At 68.3% G+C, this 14,366-nt stretch carries 15 protein-coding genes; 7 read left to right on the top strand and 8 right to left on the bottom strand.

Annotation, left to right across the window (positions count from 1 at the left end; genetic code table 11):
- Window positions 1–4: 4 nt before the first annotated feature.
- From ACWDUN_RS05065 to ACWDUN_RS05045, 5 genes are read right to left on the bottom strand one after another with little or no spacing between them, the layout of a single operon-like run.
- Window positions 5–1,273 (bottom strand): cysteine desulfurase, encoded by a 1,269-nt coding sequence (locus tag ACWDUN_RS05065; RefSeq protein WP_449925382.1) that lies wholly within the window; start codon window positions 1,271–1,273, stop codon window positions 5–7.
- Window positions 1,274–1,289: 16 nt separating this feature from the next.
- Window positions 1,290–2,054 carry a Fe-S cluster assembly ATPase SufC gene (gene sufC, locus ACWDUN_RS05060; protein ID WP_449925379.1) on the bottom strand — a complete coding sequence of 255 codons (765 nt, stop codon included), beginning with the start codon at window positions 2,052–2,054 and terminating at the stop codon, window positions 1,290–1,292.
- Entirely contained in the window at window positions 2,051–3,268 is a 1,218-nt protein-coding gene (gene sufD, locus ACWDUN_RS05055; protein ID WP_449925377.1) for a Fe-S cluster assembly protein SufD, read from the bottom strand. The genes sufC and sufD overlap by 4 nt, the downstream gene beginning before the upstream one ends.
- Complete coding sequence (gene sufB, locus ACWDUN_RS05050; protein WP_449925375.1) at window positions 3,268–4,698, bottom strand: Fe-S cluster assembly protein SufB; 1,431 nt, start codon at window positions 4,696–4,698, stop codon at window positions 3,268–3,270. The genes sufD and sufB overlap by 1 nt, the downstream gene beginning before the upstream one ends.
- Complete coding sequence (locus ACWDUN_RS05045; protein ID WP_449925372.1) at window positions 4,695–5,546, bottom strand: helix-turn-helix transcriptional regulator; 852 nt, start codon at window positions 5,544–5,546, stop codon at window positions 4,695–4,697. The genes sufB and ACWDUN_RS05045 overlap by 4 nt, the downstream gene beginning before the upstream one ends.
- Window positions 5,547–5,570: 24 nt before the next feature.
- On the opposite strand from ACWDUN_RS05045, the gene mptB reads away from it, so the two are divergent.
- The 4 genes from mptB to ACWDUN_RS05025 are packed head-to-tail and all read left to right on the top strand — an operon-like array spanning window position 5,571 to window position 9,607.
- Window positions 5,571–7,223 (top strand): polyprenol phosphomannose-dependent alpha 1,6 mannosyltransferase MptB, encoded by a 1,653-nt coding sequence (gene mptB, locus ACWDUN_RS05040; RefSeq protein WP_449925369.1) that lies wholly within the window; start codon window positions 5,571–5,573, stop codon window positions 7,221–7,223.
- Complete coding sequence (locus tag ACWDUN_RS05035) at window positions 7,220–8,149, top strand: ABC transporter ATP-binding protein (protein ID WP_449925367.1); 930 nt, start codon at window positions 7,220–7,222, stop codon at window positions 8,147–8,149. The genes mptB and ACWDUN_RS05035 overlap by 4 nt, the downstream gene beginning before the upstream one ends.
- Window positions 8,146–8,922 carry an ABC transporter permease gene (locus ACWDUN_RS05030; protein WP_449925364.1) on the top strand — a complete coding sequence of 259 codons (777 nt, stop codon included), beginning with the start codon at window positions 8,146–8,148 and terminating at the stop codon, window positions 8,920–8,922. The genes ACWDUN_RS05035 and ACWDUN_RS05030 overlap by 4 nt, the downstream gene beginning before the upstream one ends.
- Window positions 8,923–8,926: 4 nt before the next feature.
- Window positions 8,927–9,607 carry a DUF429 domain-containing protein gene (locus tag ACWDUN_RS05025; protein ID WP_449925362.1) on the top strand — a complete coding sequence of 227 codons (681 nt, stop codon included), beginning with the start codon at window positions 8,927–8,929 and terminating at the stop codon, window positions 9,605–9,607.
- Here the strand turns inward: ACWDUN_RS05025 and ACWDUN_RS05020 are convergent.
- A complete protein-coding gene (locus tag ACWDUN_RS05020; RefSeq protein WP_449925359.1) occupies window positions 9,570–10,199 on the bottom strand; it encodes a hypothetical protein in 630 nt (209 codons plus the stop codon). The genes ACWDUN_RS05025 and ACWDUN_RS05020 overlap by 38 nt on opposite strands.
- An 85-nt stretch (window positions 10,200–10,284) precedes the next feature.
- On the opposite strand from ACWDUN_RS05020, the gene ACWDUN_RS05015 reads away from it, so the two are divergent.
- Genes ACWDUN_RS05015 through ACWDUN_RS05005 form a run of 3 tightly spaced genes read left to right on the top strand, consistent with a single transcriptional unit; the run spans window position 10,285 to window position 12,705 of the window.
- Window positions 10,285–10,869: a TetR/AcrR family transcriptional regulator gene (locus ACWDUN_RS05015; protein ID WP_449925357.1), complete on the top strand. Its 585-nt coding sequence runs from the start codon at window positions 10,285–10,287 to the stop codon at window positions 10,867–10,869.
- Window positions 10,870–10,889: 20 nt separating this feature from the next.
- Entirely contained in the window at window positions 10,890–11,861 is a 972-nt protein-coding gene (locus ACWDUN_RS05010) for a COX15/CtaA family protein (RefSeq protein ID WP_449925354.1), read from the top strand.
- 31 nt (window positions 11,862–11,892) lie between these two features.
- Complete coding sequence (locus ACWDUN_RS05005; protein WP_449925352.1) at window positions 11,893–12,705, top strand: DeoR/GlpR family DNA-binding transcription regulator; 813 nt, start codon at window positions 11,893–11,895, stop codon at window positions 12,703–12,705.
- Here ACWDUN_RS05005 and ACWDUN_RS05000 read toward each other — a convergent pair.
- Both ACWDUN_RS05000 and ACWDUN_RS04995 read right to left on the bottom strand, forming a co-directional pair.
- Entirely contained in the window at window positions 12,688–13,419 is a 732-nt protein-coding gene (locus ACWDUN_RS05000; RefSeq protein WP_449925349.1) for an inositol monophosphatase family protein, read from the bottom strand. The two genes, ACWDUN_RS05005 and ACWDUN_RS05000, sit on opposite strands and share 18 nt — an antisense overlap.
- Window positions 13,416–14,231 carry a BtpA/SgcQ family protein gene (locus tag ACWDUN_RS04995; RefSeq protein ID WP_449925346.1) on the bottom strand — a complete coding sequence of 272 codons (816 nt, stop codon included), beginning with the start codon at window positions 14,229–14,231 and terminating at the stop codon, window positions 13,416–13,418. The genes ACWDUN_RS05000 and ACWDUN_RS04995 overlap by 4 nt, the downstream gene beginning before the upstream one ends.
- Between the last annotated feature and the right edge of the window lie 135 nt (window positions 14,232–14,366).

Raw genomic sequence — 14,366 nt, 5'->3', positions numbered from 1 at the left:
CGCATCAGCGCCCGAAAAACTCCACCGCGCGCCGGACGCCGGCCACCAGCCGATCGACCTCGTCGAGGGTGTTGTACACCGCGAAGGAGGCCCGCGCCGTGGCGCTGATCCCGAACCGCCGGTGCAGCGGCGCCGCGCAATGGTGGCCCACGCGCACCGCGACACCGTCGTCGTCGAGTACCTGGCCGACGTCATGCGCGTGCACGCCGTTCACGACGAAGCTCACCGGCGAGGCGCGTCGCTCGGTGGACTGCGGCCCGATGATCCGCACACCCGGGATCTCGGCCAGACCCGCCAGCGCCGCCGCCACCAGTGACTGCTCGTGGGCCTGGACCGCCGACATGCCGATGGAGTCCAGATAGCGCGCCGCCGCGGCCAGACCGACCACCTGGGAGGTCATCGGGGTGCCCGCCTCGAACCGCTGTGGTGCCGGCGCGAAGGTCGTCGCCTCCATGGTCACGGTCTCGATCATGGAGCCACCGGTGATGAACGGCGGCAGCGCGTTCAACAGCTCGCGGCGCCCGTACAGGGCGCCGATCCCCGTCGGTCCCAGCATCTTGTGCCCGGAGAACGCGGCGAAATCGACGCTGAGTGCGTGGAGATCGACGGGTTGGTGCGGCACCGACTGGCAGGCGTCCAACACGGTCAGCGCGCCGACCGCCTTGGCCCGGGCCACCAGTTCATCCACCGGGGCCAGCGCGCCGGTCACATTCGAATGGTGGGTGAAGGCCACCACCTTGACCCGCTCGTCGAGCTGCAGGGAATCCAGGTCGATACGGCCGTCGTCGGTGACGCCGTACCAGCGCAGGCTGGCGCCGGTGCGCCGGGCCAGTTCCTGCCACGGCACCAGATTGGCGTGGTGCTCCAGCTCGGTGGTGACGATGACGTCACCCGGACCGACCGCTCCCTCGAAGCGGCTGTCCCCCAACGCGTACGCAACCAGGTTGATCGCCTCGGTGGCGTTCTTGGTGAACACCAGCTCGTCGAAGTCGGCGCCCACGAAGGCCGCGATATCGGCGCGGCCCTGTTCGTAGGCGTCGGTCGCCTCCTCCATCAACTGGTGGGCACCGCGGTGCACGGCGCCGTTGGAGGTGGTGAGGAAGGCGCGCTCGGCATCGAGCACCGGCAGCGGCTTCTGCGAGGTGGCCCCCGAGTCCAGGTAGGCCAGCTGACACCCGCCGCGCATCACCCGGTTCAGGATGGGGAAGTCGGCCCGGATGCGGGCGATCCCCTCCAGATCCAGTGCTGCCGAACGGGTATCGGACACGGTCATACCCGGAACTCCTTCCTCAAGCGGGCGTTGCCTGGGTGAAGCGGACGTAGCCGTTGGTTTCGAGCTCGTCGGCCAGTTCCGGGCCGCCCGATTCGACGATCCGACCGCCGACGAACACGTGCACGAACTGTGGCTGGATATAGCGCAGGATGCGGGTGTAGTGCGTGATCAGCAGCACGCCACCGTCCTCGGCGTCCTTGTACCGGTTCACACCCTCGCTGACGACCCGCAGCGCGTCGACGTCCAGACCGGAATCGGTCTCGTCGAGGATCGCGATCTTGGGCTTGAGCAGCGACAGCTGCAGGATCTCGTGGCGCTTCTTCTCGCCGCCGGAGAAACCCTCGTTCACGCTGCGCTCGCCGAAGGTCGGGTCGATGTCCAGGTCGCCCATGGCGCCCTTGACTTCCTTGACCCAGTGCCGCAGCTTGGGTGCCTCGCCGCGCACGGCGGTGGCCGCGGTGCGCAGGAAGTTCGACATCGACACACCCGGCACCTCGACGGGGTACTGCATGGCCAAAAACAGGCCGGCCCGCGCGCGCTCGTCGATGCTCATCTCCAGCACGTCCTGGCCGTCCAGGGTGATCGACCCGGAGGTGACGGTGTACTTGGGGTGACCGGCGATGGCGTAGGACAGCGTCGACTTGCCCGACCCGTTGGGGCCCATGACCGCGTGGGTCTCCCCCGACTTGACGGTGAGGTCGACGCCCTTGAGGATCGGTACCTCTTCACCCTCGGGCGTGAAGACCGATGCGTGCAGATCTTTGATTTCCAGTGTGGTCATGACTGTGAACTTCTCGATTCCGTGATGGCTAGTTCTCGTTCGATGGCTTCGGTGAGGCGCTCGCGCACGGCGGGCACGGCGATCTTGGCGATGATCTCGTTGAAGAAGCCGCGCACCACCAGTCGGCGGGCCTGCTCTTCGGGGATACCGCGGGCGCGCAGATAGAACAGCTGCTCGTCGTCGAAACGGCCGGTGGCACTGGCGTGTCCGGCGCCGACGATCTCGCCGGTCTCGATCTCCAGGTTGGGCACCGAGTCCGCGCGGGCGCCGTCGGTGAGCACCAGGTTGCGGTTGATCTCGAAGGTGTCGGTGCCGGTGGCCTCGGCGCGGATCAGCACGTCACCGATCCAGACGGTGTGCGCGTCGGGTTTGTCCGAGGACGGATCGCCCTGCAGCGCACCCTTGTACAGCACATCGGAGCGGCAGTTGGGCACCGCGTGGTCGACCAGCAGCCGCGATTCGAAGTGCTGGCCGTCGTCGGCGAAGTAGGTGCCCAGCATCTTGGCATCACCACCTGCAGCGGTGAAGCGCACATTGGCCGTCGTGCGCACCACATCACCGCCGAGGGTGACGTTGACGTGCCCGAGCACCGAGTCCTTGCCCAACCGGGCGTGGTGGGCGCTGACGTGCACGGTGTCGTCGTCCCAGTCGGCGATCCAGATGACCCCGAGACCGGCGGAGTCGCCGACGATGATCTCGACATTGTCGGCGTAGGTGCCGCTGCCGCGCAGATCCACCACCACGATGGCGCGTGACAGTTCTTCGACGCGGATCTGCAGGTGGCCGTAGGCCACATTGCCTTCGCCGGGTCCGGCGATGGTGATCTCGATCGGCTCGGCGACCTCGGTGTCCCGCGCCACGGTCACCACCGTCGCGTTCTCGAACGACGAATATGCCTGGGCGGCAACGCGGTCGGACGGCACACCGGCCTGGCCGAGTCGGTCGTCGTCGCGCGACACGGTCTCGACGGTGACACCGGGGCGTTCGGTGACCTCGATGAGGGCGGATCCGGTGGCCTTGCCGTCGGCCCCGGCGGTGCCGTCGTGCAGGCCGCGCAGCCGCTTGAGCGGGGTGAACCGCCACAGTTCGTCGCGGCCACCGGGCACCTCGAAGGCGTCCACGTCGAAGGATGCGAACAGCTCGCCCTTGTTGGCGTTCAGGATCGAGCCCGGCTTCGCGCCGCCCTCGACCGCTGTCGTGATGTCCTGTGGCACTAACCCACCGCGCCTTCCATCTGCAGTTCGATCAGCCGGTTGAGCTCGAGGGCGTACTCCATCGGCAGTTCCTTGGCGATCGGCTCGACGAAGCCGCGTACCACCATGGCCATCGCCTCGTCCTCGGTCAGGCCGCGGCTCATCAGGTAGAACAGCTGATCCTCGCTGACCTTGGACACCGTGGCCTCGTGCCCCATGGTGACGTCGTCCTCACGGATGTCGACGTAGGGGTAGGTATCGGAGCGGCTGATGGTATCGACCAACAGCGCATCGCATTTCACGCTCGACTTGGAGCCGTGCGCGCCCTTGTTGACCTGGACCAGGCCACGGTAGGAGGCACGCCCACCGCCGCGGGCCACCGACTTGGACACGATGTTGCTCGACGTGTTCGGCGCCAGGTGCAGCATCTTGGCGCCGGTGTCCTGGTGCTGGCCCTCGCCGGCGAACGCCACCGAGAGCACCTCGCCCTTGGCATGCTCACCGGTCATCCACACGGCCGGGTACTTCATGGTCACCTTGGACCCGATGTTGCCGTCGACCCACTCCATGGTGGCGCCGGCCTCGGCGCGGGCCCGCTTGGTGACCAGGTTGTAGACATTGTTCGACCAGTTCTGGATGGTCGTGTAACGGCACCGGCCGCCGGGCTTGACGATGATCTCCACGACCGCCGAGTGCAGAGAGTCGCTCTTGTAGATCGGCGCGGTGCAGCCCTCGACGTAGTGCACGTAGGCGTCCTCGTCGACGATGATCAGCGTGCGCTCGAACTGGCCCATGTTCTCGGTGTTGATCCGGAAGTAGGCCTGCAGCGGGATGTCGACGTGTACGCCCTTCGGCACGTAGATGAACGAGCCGCCGGACCACACCGCGGTGTTCAGCGCGGAGAACTTGTTGTCGCCGGCCGGGATCACGGTGCCGAAGTACTGCTTGAACAGTTCGGGGTGCTCGCGCAGACCGGAGTCGGTGTCCAGGAAGATCACACCCTGGGCCTCGAGGTCCTCGCGGATCGAGTGGTAGACCACCTCGGACTCGTACTGGGCGGCGACACCGGAGACCAGGCGCTGCTTCTCGGCCTCGGGGATGCCGAGCTTGTCGTAGGTGTTCTTGATGTCGGCCGGCAGGTCATCCCAGGTGGCGGCCTGCTTCTCACTGGAGCGCACGAAGTACTTGATGTTGTCGAAGAAGATGCCCTCCAGGTCGGAGCCCCAGTTGGGCATCGGCTTCTTGTCGAAGGTGCGCAGCGCCTTGAGGCGGATGTCGAGCATCCATTCCGGCTCGCTCTTCTTCGCCGAGATGTCGCGCACTACAGCCTCGTTCAGGCCGCGCTGGGCGCTGGCACCGGCGACGTCGGAGTCCGACCAGCCGTAGCCGTACTTGCCCAGGGACGCGATGGTCTCTTCCTGGGTCAGCGGGCTCTCCGGGGTGAGGGTCATTGCGACACTCCTTGTGTGGTGGTGGATTCGGCTCGGGCTGCGGGCCGAACTGGGGCGGGCTCATCGGAGCCGGCCGGGCCGTGGCCCGGCGTACTGCTCAGTGGAACGTGGGTGGTGCAGGCGAAATCACCGTTGACGATGGTGGCCAGCCGCTGCACGTGCGTGCCCAGGATCTCGGCGAACGCCTCTTGTTCAGCGTCACACAGCTCGGGAAATTCCTCGGCCACATGTGATACCGGGCAATGATGTTGGCAAATCTGTACACCGGAGCGCGGACCGGCCACCGGTGTGGTGGTCGTCGCATAACCGGCATCGGTGAGCGCGGCGGCAACCTCGTCCGCGGTCTGCTCGACATCGCCGGTGACGGAGGCGTCGTCTACGCCGGTCAGCAGACTGTCGATGCGGCGCCGGGCAAAGGTCCGCACCGCCTCGTCCCCGCCGATCTCGCGAAGCTGGCGCATTGCGGCGGCGGCCAGATCGTCATAGGCGTGCGAGAGTTTGGCACGACCGGCCGCGGTCAGCCGGTAGCGCTTGGCCGGACGTCCACGACCGTTGTGCTGCCAGGCCGCGGCGGCACTGGCCTGCGCGTCACCGGCGTCGATCAGCGCGTCGAGATGCCGGCGGACACCGGCCGCCGAGATGCCCAGTCGGGAGCCGATGTCACCGGCGGTGACCGGGCCTTCCAGCAGCATCTGGACGATCGCACTGCGGGTGTGACCGTCCGAGGACACCGAAGACAGCACGACACCAGCCGCGCTCGAAGCCTCCGGACGTAATTTCACAACACCATTGTGACGGAATTCGGTCGGCGGTTCCAGCAAGGCGACCCTAACCACTTCGGGCCTCATCCCGGCGGCCGCTACGCTGCTCGAATGACCGCCCTCGGGTCCTTCAGTTCCGCGGTCGCCCGTTGGCACGCCGACGAGCGGTCGGTCGGCTCACCGCTGAACGATGCCGAAGTCATCTCGCTGCGTCGCACCCGGGTCTTCGGGGCGACGGGCACGGTCCTGATGGCGATCGGCGCGCTCGGTGCCGGAGCGCGGCCGGTGGTCCAGGATCCGACCTTCGGGGTGCGGCTGCTCAATCTGCCCTCGCGCATCCAGACGGTCTCGTTGACCATGACGACGACCGGCGCGGTGATGATGGCGCTGGCCTGGCTGATGCTGGGACGGTTCGCGCTCGGCCCGCACAAGATGTCGCGCAGCCAGCTCGACCGCACCCTGCTGCTGTGGCTGCTGCCGCTGCTGATCGCACCGCCGATGTACAGCAAGGACGTCTACTCCTACTTGGCGCAGAGCCAGATCGCCCACCTCGGTCTGGATCCTTACAAGGTGGGCCCGGCCCCCGGGCTGGGGCTCGATCACGTCTTCACCCTGTCGGTGCCCAGCCTGTGGCGCGAGACCCCTGCCCCGTACGGACCGCTGTTCCTGTGGATCGGCGAGGGCATATCCGTGATCACCGGCGACAACATCGTCGCGGCCGTGCTGTGTCACCGGCTGGTGGTGCTGCTGGGTGTCGGCCTGATCGTCTGGGCCACGCCGCGGCTGGCCCAGCGGTGCGGCGTCGCGGAGGTCAGCGCGCTGTGGCTGGGACCGTGCAATCCGCTGCTGTTCATGCACCTGGTGGCCGGGATCCACAACGAGGCGCTGATGCTCGGACTGATGTTGGCCGGCACCGAGTTCGCGTTGCGCGGTATCGACGGGGTCCGCGAGGGCACCTGGCGGATGTCGGCGCAGCCGACCGCGATGCTGACCGCGGGCACGGTCCTGATCACGATGTCCTCACAGGTGAAGCTGCCCGCGCTGCTGGCCATGGGCTTCGTGGTGATGGCGCTGGCCTGGCACTGGGGCGGCACCGTCAAGGCCTTCCTGGCGGCGAGTTTCTCGCTGGGCACCCTGTCGCTGGCGGTGATGGCGATCATCGGGTGGGCCAGCGGGCTTGGCTTCGGGTGGTTGTTCACCCTGGGCACCGCCAACGTGGTGCGATCCTGGATGTCGCCCCCGACGCTCATCGCGCTGGGCACCGGGCAGGTCGGGATCCTGCTCGGTCTGGGCGATCACACCACCGCCGTGCTCGGTCTCACCCGATTCATCGGTGTGAGCATCATCGCAGTCCTGGTCACCTGGTTGTTGTTGGCCGTCCTGCGCGGCCGACTGCACCCGGTGGGCGGGCTGGGTGTGGCGCTCGGTGCCAGCGTGCTGCTGTTCCCGGTGGTTCAGCCCTGGTACCTGCTGTGGGCCATCATCCCGCTGGCGACGTGGGCCACCCGGCCTGGATTCCGCGGCTCGGCGATAGCGATGACACTGGTCGTGGGCATTTTCGGGCCGACGGCCAACGGTGACCGGTTCGCCCTGTTCCAGATCGTGGACGCCACCGTGGCCAGCGCGGTGATCGTGCTGATCCTCATCGCGATCACCTACCGCAGACTGCCGTGGCGCGGACTGCCGCCACCGGGGCCGGATGATTCGCGACCCGGACCACAGCCACCGACCGCCAGACCCGACGCCTACGCTGAATCCCCGTGACCACCGGTTCTGAAGCTGTCGTGCGCCTGCGCGAGGTGACCAAGCGGTACGGACCGACGACCGCGGTCGACACCCTCGATCTCGAGGTGCATCGCGCCGAGGTGTTCGCGCTGCTCGGCCCGAACGGGGCCGGCAAGACGACGACCGTCGAGATGTGCGAGGGGTTCCTGCGACCCGATTCGGGCAGCATCGAGATCCTCGGTCTGGACCCGACCGCCGACAACGCCCGGTTGCGCGAGCGCATCGGCGTCATGCTGCAGGGCGGCGGCGGCTATCCGGCCGCCCGCGCCGGCGAGATGCTCAATCTGGTCGCCTCCTACGCCGCCAACCCGCTGGATCCGCAATGGCTGCTGGAAACGCTCGGCCTGACCGACGCCGCCCGCACCACCTACCGCCGGTTGTCCGGCGGACAACAGCAGCGCCTGGCGCTGGCCTGCGCCGTCGTCGGCCGCCCGGAACTGGTGTTCCTCGACGAGCCGACCGCCGGCATGGATGCCCACGCCCGGATCGTCGTGTGGGAACTGATCGACGCGCTGCGCCGCGACGGTGTCACCGTCGTGCTGACCACACACCAGCTGACCGAGGCCGAGGAACTGGCCGACCGGCTGGTGATCATCGACCACGGCTCGACGGTGGCCGCCGGCACCCCGGCCGAACTGATGCGCAGCGGCGCCGAGAACCAGCTGCGTTTCACCGCACCACCGAAACTCGACCTCTCGCTGCTGATCTCGGCGCTGCCGGAGAACTACCGGGCCGTCGAAACGACCGCGGGCGAATACCTCGTGGAAGGTCATATCGACCCACAGGTGCTGGCCACCGTGACGGCGTGGTGCGCCCGGGTGGACGTGCTGGCCACCGATATGCGGGTCGAGCAGCGCAGCCTGGAAGATGTCTTCCTCGATCTGACCGGCCGGGAGCTGCGATGACCACGAATCGTTTCGCCGCGGGGACCTTCTCCCCCGATCCTCGGCCGGCCGAGGTCCGCCGGATGCTGGCCGCCCAGTTCAACCTCGAGCTCAAACTGTTGTTGCGCAACGGCGAACAGCTCTTGCTGACCATGTTCATCCCGATCACGCTGCTGGTGGGGCTGACCCTGCTGCCGCTGGGCGAGTTCGGTGCCGACCGGGCGGCGATCTTCACCCCCGCGATCATGGCGCTCGCGGTGATCTCGACGGCCTTCACCGGCCAGGCGATCGCCGTCGCGTTCGACCGCCGCTACGGCGCGCTGAAGCGGCTGGGCGCCACCGCGTTACCGGTCTGGGGTGTGGTCACCGGGAAGTCGCTGGCCGTGGTCGCCGTCGTCTTCTTGCAGTCGATCCTGTTGGGCGCCATCGGCATTGCACTGGGCTGGCGACCGGATGTCGCGGCCCTGGCGCTCGGCGCGGTGGTGATCGCGATCGGCACGGCCACCTTCGCCGCGTTGGGGTTGCTGCTGGGCGGCACGCTGCGCTCGGAGATCGTGCTGGCCCTGGCCAATCTGTTGTGGTTCGTCTTCGCCGCACTCGGCGCGCTGACGCTCGACGGCGGCCCGGTGCCGGCGGCGCTGCGCTGGATCGCCCGGCTGACACCATCCGGCGCGCTCACCGAATCACTCACCCAGGCGATGACGCTGTCGGTGGACTGGTTCGGGATCGCGGTCCTGCTGGCCTGGGGCGCGCTCTCGGCGCTGGCCGCGCTTCGTTGGTTCCGCTTCACCTGAGCCGATGACCACCGTGCTCGGTGTCGACGGCTGGCGCAACGGCTGGATCGGTATCGAACTGCACGACGGCCGGTTCCGCGCCGCGCATGTGCACCCGTGCCTGGATGGCCTCGTTGCCGCGGTACCCGGCGCCGACGCGGTCGGCGTGGACATCCCGCTCGGGCTGATGGACCGCGAGGCGCGCAGCTCCGACCGAGCCGCCCAGCGCAGGCTCGGTGCCCGCGCCTCGAGCCTGTTCGTGATGCCCCCGCGCCCGGTGTTCGACGCGCCCGATCACGCCGCGGCCACCGCCACGGCCAGGGCGCTCACCGGTTCGGGCATCAGCATCCAGACCTGGGGGCTACGGCGGAAGTTCCTGGAAGCCGAAGAGCTGCACGCGCGCTCGGCGCTGCCGCTGTTCGAGGTGCACCCCGAGCTGTCCTTCTCCGAGATGGGCCTGCTGGTCACCGACGGCAGGAAGAAGAGCTGGCGCGGGCAGCGGGCGCGGCTGCGCATCCTGGCCGGCCACGGTATCGACATCCCCGAGGATCTCGGCGCCGCGGTGGCCGCGGTCCCCGCCGACGATGTGTTGGATGCGGCGGCCGCGGCCTGGAGCGCGCATCGCATCGCGACCGGCGCGGCGTTCAGCCTGCCGGATCTGCCACAGATCAACGAACGCGGTCAGCGGCTGGCGATCTGGTGCTGAGCGCCGGCAGCAGGAACTCCAACTGACCGACCTCCTCGATGTTGTGCCGCACCCAGGCCCGCATCATGTCGTCGGGGAATCGCCGGTGCAGCAGCGCGTTGATCGGGCCCAGCAGGCCCGATCGGGCACCCACGTCCAGGACGCTGACGTAATGGGCACCCTCGACCCCCGGTGACCAGGTGTGCTCAAGCTGGAAGACGATGACACCGGCGACGCGCTGGACCAGTCGGATCCCGGTCGCATCCAACTTCTCCACGCGGTCGACGACGTCGACCCGGTATTGCGGACGCCCTTGGAAGGCCTCGACGATGCGGAACCGCGCGCCCTCGGCGGCACCGCCGGTGCGCGCGGGACGGGCCAGTTCCCAGCGGATGTGGTCGATCGGGTGCCAGGCCAGGTAGCGCGGGATCACCTCGTCGCCGTAACGCATGGTGCCGCCCAGGTGGCTGAACCAGTCCAGCAGCATCTCCGGTGTCACGCCGGGCAGCGGGCGGTGCACGATCGTCACGCGGCGACGCCGGTGCGGCCCGTTCAGGTAGTCGACGGTGGCGGTGTCGACGGTGCGCAGCGGGTACAGCACGGGGCGTGTCATGGCGACCTCCGAGATACGTCAGCGTTTCTTACGTCTGACGCTATGCTCGTATTGTTAGAAACGCAAGCGTTTCCTATCGGGAGGTATGGCGATGCGCCGACGCGGGGAGCAACTCGACGCGGCCATCCGGTCGGCCGTCGTGGCACTGCTGAGTGAGGGCGGGCCGGCCGCGGTGACCATGGAGTCCGTCGCCGCCCGCGCCCGCACCAGCAAGCCGGTGCTGTACCGGCGCTGGAGCGACGCACGCAACCTGCTTCGCGACACGCTGCTGCGGACCGCCAAGTCGGCCATCCCCCATCAGGATTCGGGGAGCTATCGCGCCGACATGCTGGCCGTGCTGCGCGGCTGGGCGGAGCTGTTCACCGGTCCCGCCGGCCCGACCATGCGCGCGGTCGTCGCCGCGATGGCCGATGACGACGACCTGGGCCGGATGTTCCGCGACGAGATCATGGCGTGGCGCAAGGAGGAGATGGCCGCGTTGCTGGCCCGTGGCATCGCCCGCGGTGACGTCCGGGCCGACGTGCCGGTACACCTCGCCCGCGAGCTGGGACAGAGCGTGCTGTGGCATCGGCTGCTGGTCACCGGCGACCCGATCACCGACGAGCTGGTGGTCGAACTGGTCGACGAGGTACTGGTCCCCTTCGTCGCCCCTACTACACCGCGTAGTTAGCGCTGCTCTACGATCGGGGCGTGGCTGTCGGACGTCTCTTCCTGCGACTCGTCGACATGCTGCCCGTGCCCAGCCTGCGCACCCAGCGCATCATCGCCGTGTTGGTGATCCTCACCCAGGGCGGGATCGCGGTCACCGGGGCCATCGTGCGCGTCACGGCCTCCGGTCTGGGCTGCCCGACCTGGCCGCAGTGCTTCCCCGGCAGCTTCACCCCGGTACCGCACGCCGAGGTGCCGGGCATCCATCAGGCCGTCGAGTTCGGCAACCGCCTGCTGACCTTCCTTGTCGTGTTCACCGCGGCCGCCGCCGTGATCGCCGTGATCCGCGCCCGGCGTCGCCGCGAGGTGCTGTTCTACGCCTGGCTGATGCCGGCCTCGACGGTGGCGCAGGCCATCATCGGCGGTATCACGGTGCTCACCGGACTGCTGTGGTGGACAGTGGCCATCCACCTGCTGGTGTCGATGGCGATGGTGTGGTTGGCGGTGTTGCTGTTCGCCAAGATCGGCGAACCCGACACCGGCGAGCCGGTGGCCGTGGTGCCGAAACCGTTGCGTCAGTTGACCGCACTGAGCGGTCTGGCGCTCTCGGCGGTTTTGGTGACCGGAACGATGGTCACCGGCGCCGGGCCGCACGCCGGTGACAAGAGTTTGGAGCGTCCGGTACCGCGCCTGGAAGTGGAGATCACGACGCTGGTGCACATGCACTCCTCGCTGCTGGTCGCCTATCTGTCGCTACTGGTGGCGATGGGTTTCGCGCTGCCGGCGGTGCGTGCTCCGCGCCCGGTGCGGACCCGGCTGGTCGTGGTGGTGATCCTGGTAGCCGCCCAGGGCGCGCTGGGCGCGGTGCAGTTCTTCACCGGTGTCCCGGAGGCCCTCGTTGCACTGCACGTGGCCGGGGCCGGCGCCTGTACGGCGGCCACCGCCGCGCTGTGGGCGTCGATGCGCGAGCGCCGGACGGCGGAGTCGCCGGACCGTCTCACCGCATCTGTGTGATTATTTCACAGCTTTCACATACACTGACGGCATGACCGCCGGTCTCAGCGCGCACGCCCGTCGAGCAGCGATCGCCGCCCGGATCCATACCGACCGCGAGGTCGACTTCGCCACGCTGGCCGGTGAATTCGAGGTCTCCGAGATGACGATCCGCCGCGATATCGAACGCCTGGAGGAGCAGGGCATCGCCCGCCGGGTGCTCGGCGGAGCCATCGCCTACGGCGGGAAGTCCACCGAGCCGTCCTTCGATGCCCGCGCCGCCGAATCGGCCGATGAGAAGCTGCACATCGCCCACGCGGTGGCCGACCTGTTGCGACCGCGCGAGACCGTCATCCTGGACAGCGGCAGCACCGTGCTCGCGGTCGCCCGGGCGATCAAGGGCCGGGATCTGGGGCTGACCGTCATCACCCCGAGCGTGCTGGTCGCGATCGAACTCGCCGACGAACCCGACACCACGATCCTGCTGACCGGCGGAAAGGTACGCCCCGGCGAGTTGAGCCTGATCGGTGCCGAGGCCGAGGATTTTTATCTGCGCTACAACTGCGACACCTACGTGATGGGGATCGCCGGCGTGGACGGCAGGCGCGGGGCCTCGGAGTACCACCGCGAGGAGGGCAATGTGAAGCAGGCCGCCATGCGCTCCGCGGACCGGGTGATCGTGGCCGCCGACGCGTCGAAGCTGGGCCGGGTGCAGCTGATCAATGTTGCGCCGGTATCGGCGATCTCGATCCTGGTCACCGACGGCCCCTCGACCCATCCCGCCGTCGAGGCACTGCGCGGGTCGGGAGTTTCGGTGGTGTGCGTGAACGCCGAACGAGCAGAGCGCTCAGCGCCGGTGCGCTGAAACCCCGTCGCTCGGCGACCGCGACACGACCGCCCCGGCCTCCTCGGCGATCAACGCACCTGCCGCCCAATCGTGCACGGCCAGATCGTCTTCGACGAAGGCATCGAGGCTGCCCTGGGCCACCAGGCACAGGTCCAGCGCGGCGGCCCCGAATCGGCGCATATCGGTGTACTCGGCCATCGCCGCGGCGAGGTCGCGCAACTGCCTGCGCCGGTGGCCGGGGTCATAGGACAGTCCCGTGCCCAGCAGCCGCATCGAGGACGTCATCAGCGACAACGGCAGCCTTGTTTCTCCCGCGCCCGAATCGACGTGCGCACCGAGCCCCTTGGCGGCACTCCAGGTGGTTCCCAGGGCCGGCGCGCACACCGCGCCGGCCAGCCAGGAGCCGTCATGCACCGAACGGGCCGCCACCGAGGTGCCGAAGAACGGCAGTCGCCGGATGTAGTTGGTGGTGCCGTCGAGCGGGTCGACCACCCACTGCACCGATCCGGAGCCGGTGTGCTCGGGCAACTCCTCGCCGAGCACCCCGTCCTCGGGACGGGCGTCGAGCAGGACCGCCCGGACGGTCTCCTCGGCGGCGCGGTCCACCGCCGTCACCACGTCGCCGGCCGCGCCCTTGGTGGCGATGTCCACCGGTTCGCCCAGGCGCTGCAGGCATATCGCCGCCCCGCGCCGCGCCGCCTCGATCGCCAGCAACCGCAGTTCCTCGCTCATAGCGACTTACGGAATTCCTTGACCGCGTCCATCAGTTCGGCCGCGCGCGAGGCCACGGCGCGGTTCTCGAACACCCCGTCCTCCTTGAAGTACGTGCCCACGACCGCGCCGTCGGCGATCGCCAATTGCTCGGCCGCATTGTGCGCGCGCACGCCGGTGTTGACGAACACCGGTACGGTACCGGCATTGTCCTTGACCACCCGCAGCGCCTGGGCGTCGGTGGACGCGCCCGCGGTCAGGCCGGACACGCAGATGGCGTCGGGCTTGGTCGCGAAGACGGTGGTGGCCGTGACGGAGGCCAGATCACGGTCGGCCAGATAGACCGCCGATTCCGGGACGATGTTGAACAGCAGCTTGACCCCGGCACCGCCGATGCGGGCGCGATGGCGGGCCACCTCGCCGACATTGGTGTCCCACAACCCGAAATCGCTGGCATACACCCCGGTGAAGATCTCGCGCACCCACTGCGCGCCGGTGGCCACCGCCAGGTCGATCGATGCCCGGCCATCCCACAGCACGTTGACGCCGTAGGGCACGGTGAAGTCTCCCAGCAACTCGCCGATCACCCGGGCCATGGTGATCGCCGTGATCGGCTCGGTCTTGGTCAGATACGGCAGGCTGAACTCGTTGGAGACCATGACGCCGTCGACACCGCCGGACTGCAGCGCGTCGAGTTCGGCCTTGGCGCGTTCGACGACGGCCCTGATACCTGCGGCCGAATCGAAGCCGGGATCGCCGGGCAGTGCTGCCAGGTGCAGCATCGCGATCACCGGCTTCCGTACGCCGAATACGTCATCGAGCCAACTGGTCATGAGGATGCCTCTCCGCTTCGTCTTGTGGGTGTCAGGCGCTGTGTTCGGTTAAACATATGTTACTAAATCACAGTAATCCAGCGGATTCTCGTGACTTTTCGTGATTGCCGCTCACCTATTGTGAGAATATAACAG

The sequence above is a fragment of the Mycobacterium sp. NPDC003323 genome (genome assembly GCF_053589535.1).
This window is presented reverse-complemented; position numbering and strand designations above follow the sequence as displayed.